Genomic DNA, 18562 nt, shown 5'->3' on the forward strand with positions numbered 1-18562 from the left:
GATGACTCTGGTGACCGGAGCGGACGTCGCCGAGGCCGCGGCCCTGATCGGCCCGTCGCTGCTGCCGACGAAACTGGCCGGGCCGGTCCGCAGCCTGTGGATCAAACCGGAGAACCGGCAGCGGACCGGGTCTTTCAAGGTCCGCGGCGCGCTCAACGCCGTGGCGCGCCTGTCCGGACGACAGCACGTGCTCGCCCAGTCCTCGGGCAACCACGGGCGGGCCATCGCCTACGCCGCGGCCCGCCACGGCCTGCGCGCCACCGTGGTCCTGCCCGACACCGCACCCGCGCACAAGGTCGACGCCGTGCGGGCGCTGGGCGCCGAAGTGGTCATCGTGCCGCCCGCGCGCCGGGAACCGGCGACGGCCGAGCTGCTGGCGAGCACCGGCGCGGCGTTGGTCGGCTCGGCCGACTTCGCCGTGATCGCCGGGCACGGCACGGTCGGCGCGGAGATCGTCCGGGACCTGCCGTCCGCCGGCACCGTGCTGGTGCCGGTCTGCAACGGCGGCCTGCTCGCCGGTGTCGCCGTCGCGGTCAAGGCCCTGTCCCCGGGGACGCGGGTCGTCGGGGTCGAGCCCGCACTGGCCGCCGACGCCGCCGAGTCGCTGCGGACCGGACGGCTCGTGCGCTGGCCGGTCGCCCGGACCTACCGCACGATCGCCGACGGGCTGCGGGCCCCGGTGCTGGGCGAACTGGCCTGGCAGCACATCCGGGCGCTGGTCGACGACATCGTCACCGTCGGCGAGGACGACATCGTGGCCGCGCAGGCGTTCCTGCTCGAGTCGTTCGGCGTGCTCGCCGAACCGAGCGGCGCGGTGGCCACCGCCGCGCACCTGACCGGGCGGGTCGCCGGGCCCGTGGTCGCCATCGTTTCCGGCGGGAACGTCGCCGCCCCGAGCAGAGAGCGGGTGTCCGTTGAGCACGGCTGAAATCGGCGGGGTGCTCGCGACCATCGGCGGCACGCCCCTGGTCGCCCTGGACCGGATCGGCAAGGGCCTGCGTGTCTTCGCGAAGATGGAGAAGTTCAACCCCGGCGGCAGCGTCAAGGACCGGACCGCGCTGCACATGCTGCAGGGCGCGCTGCGCGCGGGCGCGCTGGTGCCGGGCCGCTCGGTCGTGGTCGAGTCCACGTCGGGCAACCTCGGCGTCGGCCTGGCCCAGCTGTGCGCCTACTTCGGGCTCGACCTCGTCTGCGTCGTCGACACCCGCACGACCGCCCAGACGATCGCGCTCCTGCGGGCCTACGGCGCCACCGTCGAACTGGTCACCGAGCCGGTGGACGGCGATCTGCTCGGCGCCCGGATCGCCCGGGTGCGCGAGCTGCTCGCGCAGCTGCCGGACGCCTTCTGGCCCGATCAGTACGCCAACCCGCTCAACCCCGCGGCGCACGAGCAGACCATGCGCGAGATCGCCGATGCTCTCGACGGCCGCGTCGACTACCTGTTCTGCTCGGTCAGCACCGGCGGCACCATGCGCGGCTGCGCGGACTACATCCGGCGGCACGGGCTCACCACCGAACTCGTCGCGGTCGATGCCGCCGGCAGCGCGATCTTCCACGTCCCGACCGAGGGACGGCTGCTGCCCGGGCACGGCGCCGGGCGGCGCCCGCCGCTGGTGGACCCCTCCGCCGTGCGCGAGGTGGTCCACGTGACCGACCTCGAGTGCGTGCGTGCCTGCCGCGACCTCGTGGCCCGCGAAGCAATCCTCGCGGGCGGTTCCTCGGGCGCGACCGTCGCCGCACTGGGGAAGCTGCGGGACCGCATCCCGGCGGGCTCGGTGTGCGTGCTCGTCTTCCCCGACGACGGCAACCGGTACCTCGACACCATCTACTCCGACCACTGGGTGCGCGAACACTTCGGCGAGCTGCCCGCTCCCGCGTCCCGCGCGCTCGCGGCCCTTCCCTGAGGAGCTTTTCGTGCGTCATCTCATCTCGCTGGACGACCTCGCCGACGACGATCTGCGGGCCATCGTGCGCCGGGCCGCCCAGCTGGCCGAACGGCCGCGCTCGGCGGGAACGTCGCTGCGCGGCGACGTCGTCGGCATCCACTTCCGCAAGACCTCCACCCGCACCCGCACCGCGTTCTCCGCCGGCGCGCTGCGGCTGGGCGCGCAGATCATCGCCTACGGTCCCGGCGACCTGCAGACCAACACCGGCGAAACCATCGAGGACACCGGCCGGGTGCTGTCCTCGATGCTCGACGTCCTGGTGGCCCGCACCGCCGCCGACCCGGCCGAACTGCGGACCCTCGCCGCGCAGGACCGGATGGCGGTGATCAACGCCATGAGCGAGGACGAGCACCCGACCCAGGCCCTGGCCGACCTGACCACCCTGGTCCGCCGGTTCGGGCGCGTCGACGGGCTCCGCGTGCTCTACCTCGGCGAAGGCAACAACTCGGCGGCCGCGCTCGCACTGGCGCTGAGCCGGTTCCCCGGCGCCGAACTGCACCTGCGCACCCCACCCGGGTACGGCCTCACCGCGGACGTGCTGGCCAGGGCCCAGGCCCACGCGATCCGCAGCGGAGCCTCCATTGTGGAGCTCCACGACCCGGAAGACGTGCCGGACGGCGTCGACGTCGTCTACACCACCCGGTGGGAGACGACCGGCACGACCAAACCCGACCCCGACTGGCGCAAGCTCTTCGCGCCGTTCCAGGTGACGACGCAGCTGTGGCGGACCAGCCCCGGCGCGGTGTTCCTGCACGACCTGCCCGCCCACCGCGGCGAAGAAGTCACCACCGAGGTGCTCGACGGCCCGCACAGCCTCGCCTTCGCCCAGGCGGAGAACAAGCTGTACTCCGCGATGGCGGCGCTGGAATGGTGCCGCTCGTGACCTGGTTCGACGAAGCAGCCACCGGGCTGGCCGGCGCGGGCGAGGTCACCCTGCTGTCCCGGGACGACGTCCGGCGGTGCCTGGCCGGCTTCGACCCCGTCGACGTCGTCCGCGCCACCCTGGAAGACCACGACCGAGGTGCCACCGTGCTGCCCGCCGAGGCGTACCTGCGCTGGGAAAACTCGCACGGCGCCTACACGCGGTCGATCGGCATGCCGGGCGCGGTGCGGTCGCACTACGGCATGAAGATCATCAACGCGAGCGTGTCCAACCCCGCGGCCGGCCTGGAACGCGCGGGCGGGCTCGGCCTGTCCTTCGACCCGGAAACCGCGCGCATCACCACGATCATGGAGGCCGGCCTGCTCAGCGCCGTCCGCACCGCCGCCGTCAGCGCGGCCGGGATCGACGCCGCCGGCTACGCGGAGGCGCGGTCACTGGCCGTCGTCGGCTGCGGTGCCCAGGGCCGGATGCACGCACTCCTGCTGGCCCGCCGCCTGCCCGGGCTGCGGACGGTGGCGCTGTACGACCGGTCGCCGGAAGTGGCGGCCGCGCTGGCCGCCGCCCTCCCGGGACCGGAGGTGACGGTGCACGACTCCGCGCGGGCCGCGGTGTCGGCCGCCGAGATCGCGGTGTTCACCACCACCGCCGACGACGGCTACGCCGAGCCCGACTGGGCACGGCCGGGCGCCCTGCTGGTCAACGTGTCCCTCGGCGACCTCACCGACGCGGTGTTCCTCGAGGCGGCCGCGGTGTACGTCGACGACCTCGACCTGGTCGCCGACAACCCCCGCCGTCCCCTCGGCCGCCTGATGGCCGCCGGCCGGATCAGCCGCCCCGGCGGCCCGGCGCGCCCGATCGACGCCACCCTCGGCGGCCTGCTCACCGGCCGCTACCAAGCCCGCGGTGTCGCCCACCCGTTCGTGGTGCTCAACCCGTTCGGCATGGGCGTCCTGGACGTCGCCCTCTACGCCGCTGTCGCGGAACAGGCCCGGCGCAGCGGGCTCGGGACGGCCGTCCACCTCGGCTGAGTCACCGGCCGACCTTGCGATCGGCCCAGGCGATGACGGCCTTGAAGTAGTCGGGCGCGTTGGGCGCGTAGTTGATCGCGTGCCCGTACCCCTGCAGCGCGTACGTGGTCAGGTCGGCGCCGGCGGCGTAGTACGGCGTCTCGGACGCCTTGATCCCGCCCGCCGACGCGCAGTCGGTGGCCAGCAGCCCGCAGAACACCGTGTCCTGACCCAGCACCACCATCACCGGCCGGTCGATCAGCAGCGAGTAGGGCGCGATGATGCCGATCGGGAAGAGGTCGGCCGCCTGCTCGTACGCCGAAGTGTCCTTCGTCGCCTCGTCGAAGGCGATCGCGCCGTCCACCTTCGGCCCGGGGGCGTGGAAGATCGAGTACCGGCTGCCCGGCATCGTGGTCAGGTAACCGACGTCGTAGCCGCCCCGAGCGAACCTGGGGTCGAGCATGGCCGGGTAGGTCGAGGCGAAGACCGCCGTCGTCCCGGTGAGGTTCAGCCGGTGGGCCAGCCCGGTGACGAGCACCGCGTCGACGTCGGCGAAGGTGGCCGCCTCGATGCTGGCCGTACCGGAGCCGAACGAATGCCCGGCCAGGATCACCTTGCCGAACCGCGGCCCCTGCGCACCGGACCGGACGGCCTGGATCACCTGGTGCACCACGGCCGCTTCGGTGATCGTCGTCAGCACCGCACTCGGCGGCGTGCTGCTCCCCCCGGTGCCCAGCCGGTCCAGGGCGAGCGTGGCGTAACCGGCGTTGTTCATCGCCAGCCGGTAGGACCGGATCGCCGGCTGGTAACCGATGTCCCAGTAGGAACTGTTGTACGTGCCGCCGGGAACGAGCACCTGAACCGTGTTCGCACCCCCCGACGGCACGCACAGGGTGCCGTGCATCGTCTGCGGCAGCGCCACGAGCGTCACCGGGAAATACAGCTCCCGGCAGCTCGCGCCGTCCGCTCTGGCGGACACGGGCACCAGCAGGAAACCCAGCGCCACCAGCACGAGCACGACGGCCCGCCGTCGACGACCGGCGGCGCGCTTCAGCCCACCAAGGATTCCGAACACGGGAAACTACCTCCGAAAGAGATCGAAAATCAGGAAAGGGATCTTCCGGTGCCGGTCAGGCCGCGCGCCGGGGCAGCACGGTCATCGGCATCCGGTCCGGGTAGGCGGCCGAAGTGACGGTGAGCCGCACCGGCACCCCCGGCACCGGGAACAGTTCCCACCCGGCCAGCACAGTGGCCGCGACCAGCGTGATTTCGGTGTGGGCAAACGCCTGCCCGAGACATTGCCGCCCGCCCGCGCCGAACGGCACATACGCCCCCTTCGGGAGGCGCGCCGCTCGCTCGGGCAGCCAGCGATCGGGATCGAACCGCTCCGGATCTTCGTGGAACCGCGGATCGAAGTGCAGCGCAAAGGGGCTGAACATGACCTCCGTACCGGCGGGCAGCCGCACCCCGCCGAGTTCGATGTCCCGCAGGGCCCGCCGCATGAGAATCCAGATCGGGTACATCCGCAGGACTTCGCTGACGACGCGGCGCAGGTACCCCAGCTTCGCGACGTCGGCGAAGGTCGCCGCGCGGCCACCCAGGACCTCGTCCACCTCCGCCCGCGCCCGCCGCTCGACCTCCGGGTGCCGCGCCAGCTCGTGGAACAGCCAGGTCAGCGCGACGGCGCTGGTCTCGCTGCCCGCGGTCAGCAGCGTGATCACCTCGTCGTAGACCTGCTCGTCGGTCATCCCCTCACCGGTGCCGGGATCCCGGGCCAGCATCAGCATGGACAGCAGATCGCCGTGGTCCTCCCCGGTGACGCGCCACCCGGCGATGACCTCGTGCACGACCCGCCGGAGCCGCTCGACGGCCCGGTCGAACCGCCGGTTGGCGGGGACGACCGGAACGTGTTCGAGGAACCGCGGCGACAACGCCCGGACCATCCCCGCCTTCAGCACCACCGGGATCGACCGGCGTGCCTCCGCGACGGCCTGCCGCCCGAGCTCGGTGGCGAACAGCGTCTCCCCCACCACGGTGATCGCCAGCCGCTGCAGGTCGGCGTCCAGCCGGCGGACCTCCCCCGCCCGCCAGGTACCGGTCAGCTCGGTGGCGGCCCGCACCATCGTGTCCGCGTACGCGTCGAGCCGGGCACCGTGGAACGCCGGCTGCATCAACCGGCGCTGCCGCAGGTGGAAGACCCCTTCCGACATGACGAGCCCGTTTCCCATGAACGGCCGGAAACGGTCGAAGATGATCCCCTTCGAGAAGCTGGTCCCCTGCGTCACGAGGACCTGATTGACCAACTCCGGGCTCGTCAGGAAATACGTCTCCAGCGGCCCCAGGAACAGGCGCACGATATCGCCGTGTGCCCGCAGGGAAGACGTGAACCCGACCCGCCGCCGCAACAAAGACGGCGTGTGCCCCAGCAGGATCCGACGGCCGGGTGCGACCGGGACGCTCATTTCCTCTCCTTGGCTGTCCGGAGGAGGACTGCCACCTTAGGCCCAACCGGCGGCACGCGACAGCACCCATCGGCTGAATTGCTGTCACACCGATGGCGTAATCGGGGCCACCGCGGGAGTGAGTATGTTCTTCGTTCGAAGGATCGAGGTGGACCGCGATGACACAACACCGGGAAGAGGAATGGGTTCCTCCGGGTATCGACACGACGAAACCCAGCAGTTCCCGCACCTACGACTATCTGCTCGGTGGCGCGCACAATTTCCAGGCCGACCGGGACGCCGCCGAACAGGCCGAGAAGATCATGCCCGGCATCCGCGACGTCGCCCGCCTCAACCGCGCGTTCCTCGGCCGGGTCGTGCGCACCCTGATGGACCTGGGTATCCGGCAGTTCCTCGACATCGGCTCGGGGATTCCCACGGTGGGCAACGTCCACCAGATCGCCGCCGAGCTCGACCCCCGGTGCCGGGTCGTCTACGTCGACCGCGACCCGATCGCCGTCACGCACAGCAAGATGCTCCTGCGCGCCAGCGAAAACGCCACCATCGCCCACGGCGACTTCACCGACCCCGGCGGCATCTTCGCCGACCCGGACGTGCGCCGGCTCGACTTCGGCGAACCCATCGGCCTGCTCATGGTCGCCATGCTGCACTGGATCCCCGACGCCAGCGACCCCCACACCCTCCTCGCCGAATATCGCCGCCGCGTCCCGCCCGGCAGCTATCTGGCGATCTCGCACATGATCAGCGACCAGGAAGGCAACCGGATCAACACGGCGGTGGGCACGTTCAACCAGGCCAGGGGCCAGGACCAGGCGACCACCCGGACCTACGGGGAAGTCGCGGCGATGTTCGGCGACTTCGAGCTGATCGAACCCGGCCTGGTCGGCTGCGCCCTCTGGCGACCGGGCGGTCCCGGCGACATCTCCGATGATCCCTATACCAACACGCAGCTCTACGGCGGAGTGGCGCGAAAAGTCGCTGGATAATCCGCTGCCGTATATTCCGTTATACACTTTACTGCCGCCGTGATTCCGCATTCGCGGTGAGCGCGGAAAAATATCTCCGGGAAAGCGGCGGGAACGTTATTCCCCGGCTTTGTGGCCGCCGCCGCGCGACCCCGAATGCGCTGTCAGACAACGATCATCGGGGCCGACGTCCCGGTCGGCCGAATGCGCCCACCCTGTTGGTCGCGTCGGCTCCGGTGCCTTGCGGGTAACGTCGACCGGTCGTTCGCCGTCCGTTGTCCGGTCCCTCTCCGAGTGGAGGCCCGTTGAAAATCCTGCTGTTGTGCTCGGCGTTCAACGGACTCAGCCAGCGCGCCCGGCTCGGCCTGCGCGACCGCGGCCACCAGGTCACGGTCCGGACCGTGACCGATCCGCAGTAGATCGCCGCGGCCGCGGCCGCCACGGATCCCGAGCTGATCGTCTGCCCGTTCCTGCGGCAGCGGGTGCCGGAGGCCGTCTGGCGCCGCCACCGCACGATCATCATCCACCCCGGGCCCGAAGGGGACCGCGGCCCGTCCGCGCTCGACTGGGCGATCATGGACGCCGAACCCGCCTGGGGCGTCACCGCCCGGCAAGCGACCGGGGACCTCGACGGCGGGCCGGTCTGGGGCACGCGGGTGTTCCGGATGCCGTCCGAACCGCCACGCAAGAGCACTCTCTACAACACCGAGGTGTCCGACGCGGCGATGAGCCTGCTCGCCGAGGTCGTGGCCAAGGCGGAAGCCCCCGGGTTCACGCCCCGCCGCCAGGATCGGCGGGCGGTGACCGTCCGCCCCTTGGCCCGGCAGGCCGACCGGGCCTTCTCCTGGGGCGACCCGACCGCCCGCATCCTGCGCCGCATCCGCGCCGCGGACGGCCATCCCGGCGTGCACACCGAGCTCGCCGGGATGCCGGTGGCGGTGTTCGACGCCCATCCCGGGGAGGCCTCGGCCGGCGAGCCCGGCACCATCGCGGCCCGCGGCCGGGGTGCCGTACTGGTCCGCACCGGCGACGGCGCGTTGTGGATCGGGCAGGCGCGGCGGCTGGCTCCGGAAGCGCCGGGGACGACGGTCAAGCTGCCCGCGGTGCTCGCGCTCGGGGACCGCGTCCGCGAGGTGCCGGTGGCCGCCGTCCCGCCGGGCCTGCGGGAAATCGGCTACCGGCGGGTCGGCCGGGTGGGGTGGCTGCAGTTCGCGTTCGCCAACGGCGCGATGTCCACCGGTCAGTGCCGCCGGCTCGCCGCGGCCGTGCGCCACGCCGCCGCGCAGGACACCGCCGTCCTGGACCTGGCCGGCGGCGAAGTCTTCGCCAACGGCATTCACCTGGGCGTGATCGACGCCCACCCGGACCCCGCGGCCGAGGCCTGGCGGAACATCATCGCGATCGACGACCTCTGCCGGGAGATCATCGGCTGCATCGGCCAGGTCGTGGTCGCCGCGCTCGCCGGCGACGCGGGCGCGGGTGGCGTCATGCCCGCACTCGGTGCCGACGAAGTGATCGCCCGGGACGGGGTGCTGCTCAACCCGCACTACCGCAGGATGGGCCTGTACGGCTCGGGGTACTGGACGTACCTGCTGCCTCGCCGGGCCGGCGAAGACCAGGCCCGGCGGCTGACCACCGGCTGCGAGCCGATCGCCGCGGCCGAGGCGGCCGAGCTCGGGATCGTCGACCGCCTCGTCGGCGGCGACCGCGCGGAGTTCGCCGGAACCGTGCTCGACCACGCCACCGCGCTGACCGCCGACGCGGCCGCTCTCGTCCGCCGCAAGCAGGCGGCGCGCGACGCCGACGAGCAACGCCGTCCGCTGGAGACCTACCGGGTCCGGGAACTCGCCGAGATGAGCCAGGACATCTTCGACGACCGCCACGGCTTCGCCGGCGCCCGGCGCGCCTTCCTCACCGGACGCGCGCCCGGCCCGGCACCGGAACCGGAACCGCCCGTGCTTCCGGTCCCTCGCCTGCCCGGGATGACGCCGGTCGGCTGACGGTCCGAGGACGGCGCCGTCAGCCGGCCGAATCCGGTCCCAGTGCGCGTTCCAGCAGCGCACCCAGCTGGTCGAGTTCCGCCGCGGACAGGGCGCCGAAAGACGACTCGGCGATGCCGTCGACGAGCTCCTGGCCCGCGGCGCGCAGCCGTGCTCCCTCCTTGGTGAGCCGGTGCCGGACCGCCCGCCCGGGGCCGGGGACGCGTTCGATGAGCCCGCGGTCGGCCATTCGGGTCGCCAGCGAGCCGAAGGACTGGTCGGTCTGGAAGGTCAGCACCGCCAGCTCGTGCAGCGAGGCGTCCGGGCGGCGGTCCAGGTGGCGCAGGGTGTCCCACTGCACGAGGGAAAGCCCGAGCGGCGCCAGCGCCCGGCTCAGCGTCCGGTGGTGGCGGTGCTGCAGGCGCTTGACGGCCAGTGCGACGTCGCCGGGGCGGTACTTCATGCGATCACCCTATCCCATCGAGGTCAGGTTGCTTATCTAAGAAAGCTTATATAAGGTTCCTTATATCGGACCTCCGAAAGAAGGAACCATGACGACCGTCCACACCGGAACCCGCACCCTCGGCCCGGCCGAGGTGACCCTCCAGGACCGCGACCGCACCCGGACTTTCCTGCTCCTGCACGGCGGTGGCGGCGTGGCGACGATGACCGGCTTCGCCGATCTGCTCGCCGACCGCACCCGCTCCCGCGTGCTGCTGCCCACCCACCCGGGCTTCGCCGGCACCCCGAAGGCCGCCGGCCTGACCGGCGTGCCCGAGCTGGCCCGCCTCTACGTCGACCTGCTGGCGGACCTCGACCTCACGGACGTCACCGTGATCGGCAACTCCTTCGGCGGCTGGCTGGCCGCCGAGATCGCGCTGCAGCGGAGTCCGCGCGTGCGCGGCGCGGTGATCGTCGACGGGATCGGCATCGAGGTCGAAGGCCACCCCCTGACCGACATCAGCGGGATGTCCCCGGCGGAGATCCGGGCGCTGTCCTTCCACGACCCCGCCAAGGCGCCGGTCCCGCCGGGCGGCGGCACCGGCCCGAGCCCGGACGTGCGCGCCCTCATCGGGTACACCGGGCCGGCCATGACCGATCCGGCGCTCGCCGGGCGGCTCGGCGAGCTCGACCTCCCCGTGCACGTGATCTGGGGCGAAAGCGACGGCATCGCCGGGCCGGAGTACGGGAAGGCCTACGCCGCCGCGATCCCGGGGTCGACGTTCACCCTGCTCCCCCGGACCGGCCACCTGCCGCAGGTCGAGACGCCCGAAGGACTGCTGGCCGCGTTACCGGACCTCGCGGGCTGACGCATTCATGATCGATCGGCAGATCGAAAACGATCGGCGCACCCGCTGTTCGGCCGGTTGCCACCGGCGTTCTACTCCGTCCGCCGTGCGACTTCCCGAAAGTGCAGCGTCCCGGCTCTGTCGAATTTCCACCGGTCCCGCGCGCAGTTCATGAATCGTTTTTGACTGCCGAAGCCCGATGCGCCGAACGGATCATTGCCCCGACCTGCACCGTTACGAGCGTTTCCGCATCGCGACCATACCGTGACCTGTGGCGACGGCTCCGAATGAAACACCGGGGCGGGATGCGGCGATTAGTACAGCGGGTGACCATCCCGCTACGCGGAACGGAGCAGCCGGCTGGGCTACCCGCACGAGAGCTGGTTCCCCCGGTTCGCGAGGGGGGTCCAGACCATTTCTGGCGGACGGGGAGAAGATGCGCCGGACATTCGTCGTCGCCGACTTCGGTCGTCCCGCGGGGTACGAAGACCGGCTCAAACGCGTGCTCCACGATCTGCACGACGGGCTCGGGCCGACGCTCACGGCCGCCGTCCTGGGGTTGCGCGCCGCCCGGGAGCTGCTCGGGCGGGACCGGGCGGGCACCGAGCACCTCCTGGCCCGGCTCGAGGACGAGCTCTACGGCGCGATCACCGACCTGCGGCGGATCGTGGCCGACGCCCGGCCGCCCGCCCTCGACGAGGCCGGGCTGGTGCAGGCCGTGCGGCGGTACGCGGCCACGCTCACCGGGCGGGTGCCCGCCGAACACGGGCCGCTGCGGGTCGGGGTCGAGGTCCGCGGCGAGCTGCCGCCGCTGCCGGCGGAGGTCGAGGTCACCGCCTACCGGATCATCCGCGAGGCACTGGTGAACGTCGCCCGCCACTCCGGGGCCCGGGAGTGCACCGTGCACCTCTGGCCCCGGGACGGCGACCTGCACGTGGAGATCGTCGACGACGGCGTGGGCACCGACGGCGGCGCCCTGCCCACGGTCGGCGGGACCGGGCTGCGGTCGATGCGGGAACGCGCCGGCGACCTCGGCGGCGGCTGCCGGATCGAGCCGGTTTCCTCCGGTGGCACGCGGATCGCCGCCTGGCTGCCGCTCGCCGCGGGGAAGTGAGGCCGTGTTCGGTTCCCTGCGCGTCCTCGTGGTGGACGACCACCCCGTCTTCCGGTCCGCGCTCTGCGCGATGCTCGACGCCACCGACGGGATGGAGGTCGCCGGCGAGGCCGCCGACGGCCTGACCGCGGTCGCCGACGCGGGCCGGCTCGAACCCGACGTCGTCCTGATGGACCTGAACCTCCCGGACCTGGACGGGGTCGAGGCGACGCGGCGGATCGTGAGCGCGAGCCCGCACACCGGCGTGCTCATGCTGACCATGTTCGAGAACGAGGCCGCGGTGTTCGCCGCCATGCGCGCGGGCGCCCGCGGCTACCTGCTCAAGGGCGCGCGCAACGAGCAGATCATCCGCGCGGTCCGGGTGATCGGCGACGGCGAAGCCATCTTCAGCCCGGCGATCGCCACCCGGGTGCTGTCGCTGTTCGGGACGGCGACCCCGCGCGACGAGTCGTTCCCGCGGCTCACCCTGCGTGAAAAGGAGATCCTGCGGCTCGTCGCGCAGGGCATGGGCAACGCGTCGATCGCCGAGGAACTGGTGCTGAGCCACAAGACCGTGCGCAACCACGTGTCCCACATCTTCCGCAAGCTCCGGGTCACCGACCGCACGCAGGCCATCGCGAAGGCCCGCGAGGCCGGCATTGCCCGATCGGAGTAAGAAAGCGGGACATATCGGGACTCCATGTCCCTGTTCGGCGGGCGTCCGCGCCACGATCCTTGGGGGTGGAGCGATCCGAAGTCGTTCGAGGGAGGGCCACACCCATGATCACCGACCAGGTTCCGGTGCTGCTGCACGCCACCGACACCATCACCCACGCGGGCGTCACGGCCGCGCTGCGGTCACGTCCCGAAATCCGCTTCGCCGATGAGGACTCCGGCGAGCCCGCCGTCGTGCTGGTCATCGTCGAGCGGCTGAACGAACAGGCGCGGCAACTGCTGCGCAGCCTCCAGTGCGCCGGCCACGCGGGCGTCGTCCTGGTCGCCGGTGAGGTGGAGGACTCGGAGCTGCTCGACGTCGTGGGCAACGGCGTGTCGGCGATCATCCGCCGGGCCGACGCCACCCCGGACACGCTGGTGCGGCTGGTGAAGGCCGCGGCCGTCGGCGAAGGTGCGCTGCCGCCCGACCTGCTGGGCCGCCTGCTGTCGCGGGTGTCCCGGCTGCAGCGGGACGTGCTGCGCCCGAACGGCTGGGACCTCGCCGGGATGTCCCAGCGGGAGACGCGGGTGCTGCGGCTGGTCGCCGACGGGTTCGAGACCAAGGAGATCGCCGACCAGCTCAGCTACTCGGAGCGGACGGTGAAGTCGATCCTGCACGACATCACCAACCGCTTCCAGCTCCGCAACCGCGCCCACGCGGTGGCCTTCGCCATGCGCGAAGGGCTGATCTAGCACGAGGCCACGGCCTACTCGACCCGCCCGGAGAAGGAGACCGACGGGGTGCAGCGGCCCCGGTCCCCCGGGTTCTGGCAGCTGACCGCGAGCACGATCTTCTCCCCCGGCTGGAACCGCCAGGCCTGCAGCCAGTGGTGGTCGAGGTCGCGGAAGTTCGAGAGCCCGACCTCCAGCAGCACCGTCTTGGTGCCACCGGAATCCCGCAGCAGCCGCAGGGTTCCGGTGTCACCGCGCGGGTTCTGCAGGATCAGGTCGGTGATCACCAGCGTCTTGGACTCGTCCGGCAGGGTGTAGGGGAATTCGGCGAAGCGGTTGACGTTCGAATCGATCTTCGCGTCCGCGGCCACCCGGAAGTCCGTCGGAGTCCCGTCGGCCGCCGCCGCGTTCGAGACGCGGGTCGGGGGCGTGCCGGGACCGGAGCCGGGAGGCGCGGGGTTGTAACCCGGCGGGGTCAAGCCGACGGCTTTCATCGCCTGCTCGGAGTTCTGCTTGGCCTGGTCGGCCTGCTTCTTCGCCTGGTCGGCCCCGGCGCCGGCGTCCTGCGCCGCCTTCACGATCTCGTGGTTCTGCTCCTGTGCGGCCTCGCGGGCCGCCGACTTCACCGCGGGCCGCAGCACGGTGAACCACAGCGTCACCAGGGCGAGCAGGAGGACCAGCAGCGCGGCGAGCGCGGGCAGCAGCCACTTCGGCAGCAGCTGCCGCTGCACCATCGTGCCTTCGGTCTTCAGCGGCTCGGCCCCGTCGGCAACGACGAACACCTGGAAGCGGTGCCGGATCGGCTGCCCGCGCAGGAACCGCTTCCGCGGCCGGGTGCGCATCCGGATGAACGCGGCGGTGCCCGGCGCCAGGTCGGCCCGGTCGCGCTCGAGCCGGAAGTCCAGCTCGTCCTCCGGGTCCAGCGGGCTCAGCTCGACCGCCACCGGCCGGTTGCCGCGGTTGTCGACGGCGACCTCGAAGTCGGCCTTCGAGCTGCCTTCCACCTTGGCCGGCACGATTTCGGCGGTGACCTCGGTGAAGGCGCCGAGCTCGACGGTGCCCTCCTCGACGACCGAGCCGGCCGGGTCCTCGCTCGAGAACACCCGGACCCCGAACGGGATGGTCCCGGCGGGGACGTCGGAGGACCGCGGCGGCGCGAACCGCACGGTGACCGTCCCGGTCTCCCCCGGCATCAGGTTGACCGTCGCCGGTTCCGCGGTGGCCCAGCCACTCGCGTCGCCGACCACGTCGACCGCGAACTGGTCGACGACCTGCCCGGCGTTCCGGATGGTCACCGTGCAGCTCGTCTCCTGGCCGGGTTCCGCGACCAGGCCGGCCTCGGACAGCGTCGCCGTTGCTCCCATGCGCGGAAGTCTCCCTTCTGTGTCCCGGGTCCGGCACCAGCGGACGGGTGTGCGGCCGTGCGCCGGTGGTTGCCCCTACGGGCAGCGGTTCCGGCGCGGCTCAGCCGCGCGAGATGAACGGCGGTTGCTCGGTGCGCAGCACCACCAGGATCGGGTTCGACGGCACGGTCCCGAACTTCGGCCCGCTCACCGAGGCCGCCGACACCGTCCGCGGCCCGATCAGGTCGTGGTGGAAGACCAGGAACTGCGCCTCGAACTTCCCGTCGACGCCGACGGTGGCCAGGCCCGGTGTCTCGGAAATCCCGTCCGACCAGCTCAGCCGGACCGTCGCACCCGGCGGGAAGTCGGTGCCCGTCACGCGCGGCACGGAGCCCAGCGGGGCGACGCCCGGGTCCACGGTGACCACCGGCCGGCGGATCACCACGCGGCCGGCGGCCGTGTTGTCTCCCGGGTTGTCGTCCGGCCCGCTCGTGCCGACCGTGCCGGACACCGGCGCGTCGGCCGCGGTCCTGGCCGCCAGGGAAATCCGGACCTCGACGGTCTGGCCCGGGGCGAGTGTCCCGAGTGCACAGCTGCCGCCGCCCGGTGTGCACCCCGGTGGCACCGAGGCCACGGGCAGCTGCGGCGGCAGCTGGGTGACCAGGCGGACGTCCGGCATCGGCGCCCCGGAACCGTTGTGCACCAGGAAGGTCAGCACGACGTCGTCGCCGCCGACGAACAGCGGCACCGCCGACACCGCCAAGCCGACCGACAGCGATCCCGGCGTGACCGGGGGCGCCGGCCTTTCGCCGACGGTGACCACGGCCGCGGCGGAGTTGTCGCGCGCGTCGGCGTCCTGACCGGCCGTGGTCACCGTGCCGGTCGCGGCCTGCGCCCCGGGCTCGGTGCCGGTGGCGGTGAACCGCACCCGCGCCTGCGCGCCCGGCGCCAGCGTGCCGAAGGTGCAGACGAGCTCCGGCGTGCACGTGCCCACGCCGGTGATCGGGGCCTGGGGCCGCAACCCGGCGGTCAGCCGGACGAACAACCCGACCCCGGGTGACGCGGCGACGCCGTGGTTGGTGACCACGAACTCGAACGTCGTCAGCCCGGAAAACGGGATCGCCGCGGGGATGGCGGTGGCGGTCACGCCGACGTCCGCGATCCGCTGGAACGCCGGTTGCGCGGCGCCGCCCGGACCGGCGATCAGGACCGTGGGCGTCCCCCCGGACGCCGGCACGATCCGGATGTCCGGCTGCCCTTCGCCGGGTGTGCGGTCGAAGGCGACGAGCGTGCCGTCCGGCGACCAGTCCGGGTTGTCGACGGATCCGGCGTTCTGCACGAGCACCCGCGCCGCGCCGCCGTCGGCCGGGGCCACGCAGATCTGCCGTCGCTCGGTCTGGAACGCCAGCGCGGCGCCGTCCGGCGCGACGTCCGCCGAACCCTGCCGCCCGGCGCACGCCGTGCCGAACGACGGCGAGAGGTTCCGCTGGGTCCCGGCGACGACGGTGTCCGTACCCTCGGTCAGCGAGACCTGCCACAGTTCCTGCCGCGACTCCCCGCCCGGGTCGACCGCCATCACGGCGGTCTCGGTCGCGGTGCCGTTCCGCCCGGTCGCCGTGCAGGTCACGGTGGTGGCGCCGACCGGGAACAGGCTGCCGGACGACGGCGTGCAGAACGGCGTGAGCGGGGTTTTCCCGTCGGCGTCGGCCGCGGTCGCGGGGTACTCGATCACCGTCGGCGCGGTGCCGGGCACGGTCTTGTCGTGCACCGTGATCAACGGCAGCCGCGGATCCTTCACCCGCACGGTGACGTCTTCGGTGTAGCCGGGTCGCGCGGTGGATTCGCCGTTCAGCCGGAAGTCCACCTGGCAGTGCAGCACCGAACCGATCGGCGCGTCCGGGGAGACCGTGGCGGTTTCGACGAAGTGCGCGTCGGCGCCGCCCGGCACCTGCTGCGTCCCTTCGGGGCTGAACGTCAGCGTCAGCCTGGAGTCGCAGTACGGCACCGGCAGCATCTTCACCGGGAGGTCGGTGATCCCGCGGATGATCGCCGGGGTGACCTGCGCCGGGTCCGCGTTCGCGGTCAGGATGCCCTCGGTGGCCCGGGTGATCGCCGTCGCCTGGCCGCGTCCGTCGAGGGCCGCGTCCGTATCCGGTTCCTCCGCGGCGAAGCCCTCCCCCGTTCCGCCGCCGCCCGTGATCGCCGGCACCGCGACGACCCGGATCTTCGCCGCCTTGAGCGCGTCGGCGACGGCCGCGGTGGTCGGGAACGTGCCCCGCTTGTCGTCCTTCGGCGACTCGTGGCTGGCGGCGTCGCCGACCAGCACCACGATCCGGTTGCTGGTGTCGCGGAAGCCGATCGCGCCGGTGGCGATCTTCTGGAGGGCGACGTACCAGTCCTCGGCGGTGTCGTCGCCGCCGGTGGCGGTGATCCGGCCGAAGGCGTCGGTGAGCAGCTTGCGCTGGGCGTCGGTGTCGGCCGCGGTGAGCGGCTGCTGCACGTAGAAGGCCCGCGGCGGGTTCGGCGGCGAGCCCTCGGTCACCCGGTCGTCCACCAGGTCGCCGTACGCGGCGACCGCGAAGTGCGCCGACGGCTGCACCTTCCGCACCTCGTCGATGACGTTGCCGAGGTTTTTCTTGACGTCGTCGATGACGCCGCCCATCGACCCGGTCTGGTCGACGAGCAGGACCACGTCCGGGTCGGGCGGGACCCGGTCGGTTTGCACGGTCTTGTCGGTGACCTTGCGCGAAGTGCCCTGGCCGATCGGGATGTCGGCCACCGACGGGTCCACTCTGGACGGTCCGGGCGGTGGCGTCCGGGTGGCTGCCCTGGTCAGCGTGATCTTCGTGCCGTCGGCCGACCACACCGGCTGCGAGTCCCAGCCGCGCAGGTAGGGCGGGATGGGGATCTCCCCCAGGATCCGGCCGTCGGCGACGCGCGCGATCCGCACGGTGTCGGCCCGGTGTTCGTTCCGGATACCGGTGTTGGTGAAGGCGATCATCGTGGCGTCCGGTGACCACGCCGGGTGCTGCTCGCGTTGGGTGCGGTCCGCCGTGGCGGTCAGCGGGCGCGGTGCGCTCCCGTCGGCGTTCGCCACGACGATCGCGGTCTCCGCCGATTCGCCGGGGGCGGCCTGGGTGTAGGCCAGCTGCGCGCCGTCGGCGGAGAAGGCCGGGTCGTACTCGTCGGCGTCCGGGCGCTGGGTGAGGTCCCGCCGGTCGCCGCCGGTGGCGTCGGAGCTCCAGATGTCGGCGGTGCCGCCGTCGCGCAGCTCGGTGAACACCGCCCGGCCGTCCGGCCGGAACGTCGGCTCGGTCTCGCCGGTGCCGCTCAGCGCCGACAGGACCGACACCTTGCCGCCTTCGATCTGCTTGACGTCACCGGCGGGGTCCTGCGCGCGGGTCGTGAAGGCGAGCCGGGTGCCGTCGCGTGACCACGCCGGCTCGGCCGAGTCGCCGGGGTCGGGGACCGCGCGGGTGACCGCGCCGCCGTTTTCGGCGACCAGGACGACGTCGCCGGCGGGGTGGAAGCGGGTCGTGGTGAACGCGATCCGCGCCGGACCCCACGCGGGCTGGGTGTCCGCCGCCGGGTCGGCGGTCAAGCGCGCCGGCTCGCCGCCGGCGACCGGGACGGTGTAGATGTCCCCGGCCGGGTCGTCGCGGGTGCTGCTGAAGGCCAGCCGCGTGCCGTCGGGTGACCAGCTCGGGGAGTCGTCGGCGGCCGGGCCGGACGTCACCTGGCGCAGGCCGCGGCCGTCCACGCCGATCACGAACAGCTTCCGGCTGCCGGTGCGGTCGGAGGCGAACGCGACCGTACGGCCGTCCGGCGAGAGCGCCGGGTGGAGGTCGACGGCGTCGTCGTCGGTCAGCCGCAGCGGCGCGGTGTCGCCGTCGCGGAGGTAGTACAGCTCGCCGTCCCGCTCGGCGCCACCGGACGCCGCGGCGCGGTGGCTCACCCACACGATGCCACCGGTGCCCGCGGACGCGCCGGAGTCGACGCTGGCGGTGCCCAGCGGCAGCGCCTGCTCCGGGCCTTCGCTGCCCGCCTGGTACAGGCCGGTGGTGGCCTCGCTGACGTACCCGACGCGGTACGGCGAGGCCACCGCGGCCGGTGCCTGGGCCTCGGTCGGCGAGAGCGCTCCGGTGATCGCCCAGCCGCCGAGCACCGCTACGACCGCGATGCCCGCCACCGCTCGGTTCGCGCGCATGG

General features: G+C 72.6%; 15 protein-coding genes. 10 read left to right on the forward strand and 5 right to left on the reverse strand.

Annotated elements, in window-relative coordinates; genetic code table 11:
- Window position 1 precedes the first annotated feature (1 nt).
- Genes IE317_RS01095 through IE317_RS01110 form a run of 4 tightly spaced genes read left to right on the forward strand, consistent with a single transcriptional unit; the run spans window position 2 to window position 3857 of the window.
- Window positions 2-928, forward strand: a complete 927-nt coding sequence (locus IE317_RS01095) for a threonine ammonia-lyase (RefSeq protein WP_191306119.1) — start codon at window positions 2-4, stop codon at window positions 926-928.
- A complete protein-coding gene (sbnA, locus tag IE317_RS01100) occupies window positions 915-1904 on the forward strand; it encodes a 2,3-diaminopropionate biosynthesis protein SbnA (protein WP_229902397.1) in 990 nt (329 codons plus the stop codon). Before IE317_RS01095 ends, sbnA begins: the two co-directional genes overlap by 14 nt.
- A gap of 10 nt (window positions 1905-1914) precedes the next feature.
- A complete protein-coding gene (locus IE317_RS01105; RefSeq protein ID WP_191306120.1) occupies window positions 1915-2829 on the forward strand; it encodes an ornithine carbamoyltransferase in 915 nt (304 codons plus the stop codon).
- Window positions 2826-3857 carry an ornithine cyclodeaminase gene (locus IE317_RS01110; RefSeq protein WP_229902398.1) on the forward strand — a complete coding sequence of 344 codons (1032 nt, stop codon included), beginning with the start codon at window positions 2826-2828 and terminating at the stop codon, window positions 3855-3857. Before IE317_RS01105 ends, IE317_RS01110 begins: the two co-directional genes overlap by 4 nt.
- A 1-nt stretch (window position 3858) precedes the next feature.
- Here IE317_RS01110 and IE317_RS01115 read toward each other — a convergent pair whose 3' ends face one another.
- Entirely contained in the window at window positions 3859-4911 is a 1053-nt protein-coding gene (locus IE317_RS01115) for an alpha/beta fold hydrolase (protein WP_191306122.1), read from the reverse strand.
- A gap of 55 nt (window positions 4912-4966) precedes the next feature.
- Window positions 4967-6298, reverse strand: coding sequence for a cytochrome P450 (locus tag IE317_RS01120; RefSeq protein WP_191306123.1), 1332 nt, complete (start codon window positions 6296-6298; stop codon window positions 4967-4969).
- A gap of 158 nt (window positions 6299-6456) precedes the next feature.
- On the opposite strand from IE317_RS01120, the gene IE317_RS01125 reads away from it, so the two are divergent.
- Both IE317_RS01125 and IE317_RS01130 read left to right on the forward strand, forming a co-directional pair.
- Window positions 6457-7284: an SAM-dependent methyltransferase gene (locus tag IE317_RS01125; protein WP_191306124.1), complete on the forward strand. Its 828-nt coding sequence runs from the start codon at window positions 6457-6459 to the stop codon at window positions 7282-7284.
- Between the two features lie 461 nt (window positions 7285-7745).
- Window positions 7746-9263, forward strand: coding sequence for an enoyl-CoA hydratase-related protein (locus IE317_RS01130; RefSeq protein WP_229902399.1), 1518 nt, complete (start codon window positions 7746-7748; stop codon window positions 9261-9263).
- 19 nt (window positions 9264-9282) lie between these two features.
- On the opposite strand, the gene IE317_RS01135 is transcribed toward IE317_RS01130, so the two are convergent.
- Window positions 9283-9705, reverse strand: coding sequence for a MarR family winged helix-turn-helix transcriptional regulator (locus IE317_RS01135; protein WP_191306125.1), 423 nt, complete (start codon window positions 9703-9705; stop codon window positions 9283-9285).
- 88 nt (window positions 9706-9793) lie between these two features.
- Here IE317_RS01135 and IE317_RS01140 point away from each other — a divergent pair, with 88 nt between their 5' ends.
- From IE317_RS01140 to IE317_RS01155, 4 genes are all read left to right on the forward strand, one after another.
- Window positions 9794-10552 (forward strand): alpha/beta fold hydrolase, encoded by a 759-nt coding sequence (locus IE317_RS01140; RefSeq protein WP_191306126.1) that lies wholly within the window; start codon window positions 9794-9796, stop codon window positions 10550-10552.
- A gap of 415 nt (window positions 10553-10967) precedes the next feature.
- Complete coding sequence (locus IE317_RS01145; protein ID WP_191306127.1) at window positions 10968-11645, forward strand: sensor histidine kinase; 678 nt, start codon at window positions 10968-10970, stop codon at window positions 11643-11645.
- Window positions 11646-11649: 4 nt separating this feature from the next.
- Complete coding sequence (locus tag IE317_RS01150) at window positions 11650-12300, forward strand: response regulator (protein ID WP_191306128.1); 651 nt, start codon at window positions 11650-11652, stop codon at window positions 12298-12300.
- A 104-nt stretch (window positions 12301-12404) separates the two neighbouring features.
- The gene (locus tag IE317_RS01155) at window positions 12405-13031 is read left to right on the forward strand and encodes a response regulator transcription factor (protein ID WP_191306129.1); all 627 of its coding nucleotides are present in this window, start codon (window positions 12405-12407) and stop codon (window positions 13029-13031) included.
- Between the two features lie 14 nt (window positions 13032-13045).
- Here IE317_RS01155 and IE317_RS01160 read toward each other — a convergent pair whose 3' ends face one another.
- Both IE317_RS01160 and IE317_RS01165 read right to left on the reverse strand, forming a co-directional pair.
- Window positions 13046-14374, reverse strand: coding sequence for a COG1470 family protein (locus IE317_RS01160; protein WP_191306130.1), 1329 nt, complete (start codon window positions 14372-14374; stop codon window positions 13046-13048).
- Window positions 14375-14474: 100 nt separating this feature from the next.
- On the reverse strand, window positions 14475-18560 hold the full coding sequence (locus IE317_RS01165) for a VWA domain-containing protein (protein ID WP_191306131.1): 4086 nt from the start codon (window positions 18558-18560) through the stop codon (window positions 14475-14477).
- Window positions 18561-18562 lie beyond the last annotated feature (2 nt).

It is taken from the genome of Amycolatopsis bullii (assembly GCF_014654205.1).
GTDB classification, from domain to species: Bacteria; Actinomycetota; Actinomycetes; order Mycobacteriales; family Pseudonocardiaceae; genus Amycolatopsis; species Amycolatopsis plumensis.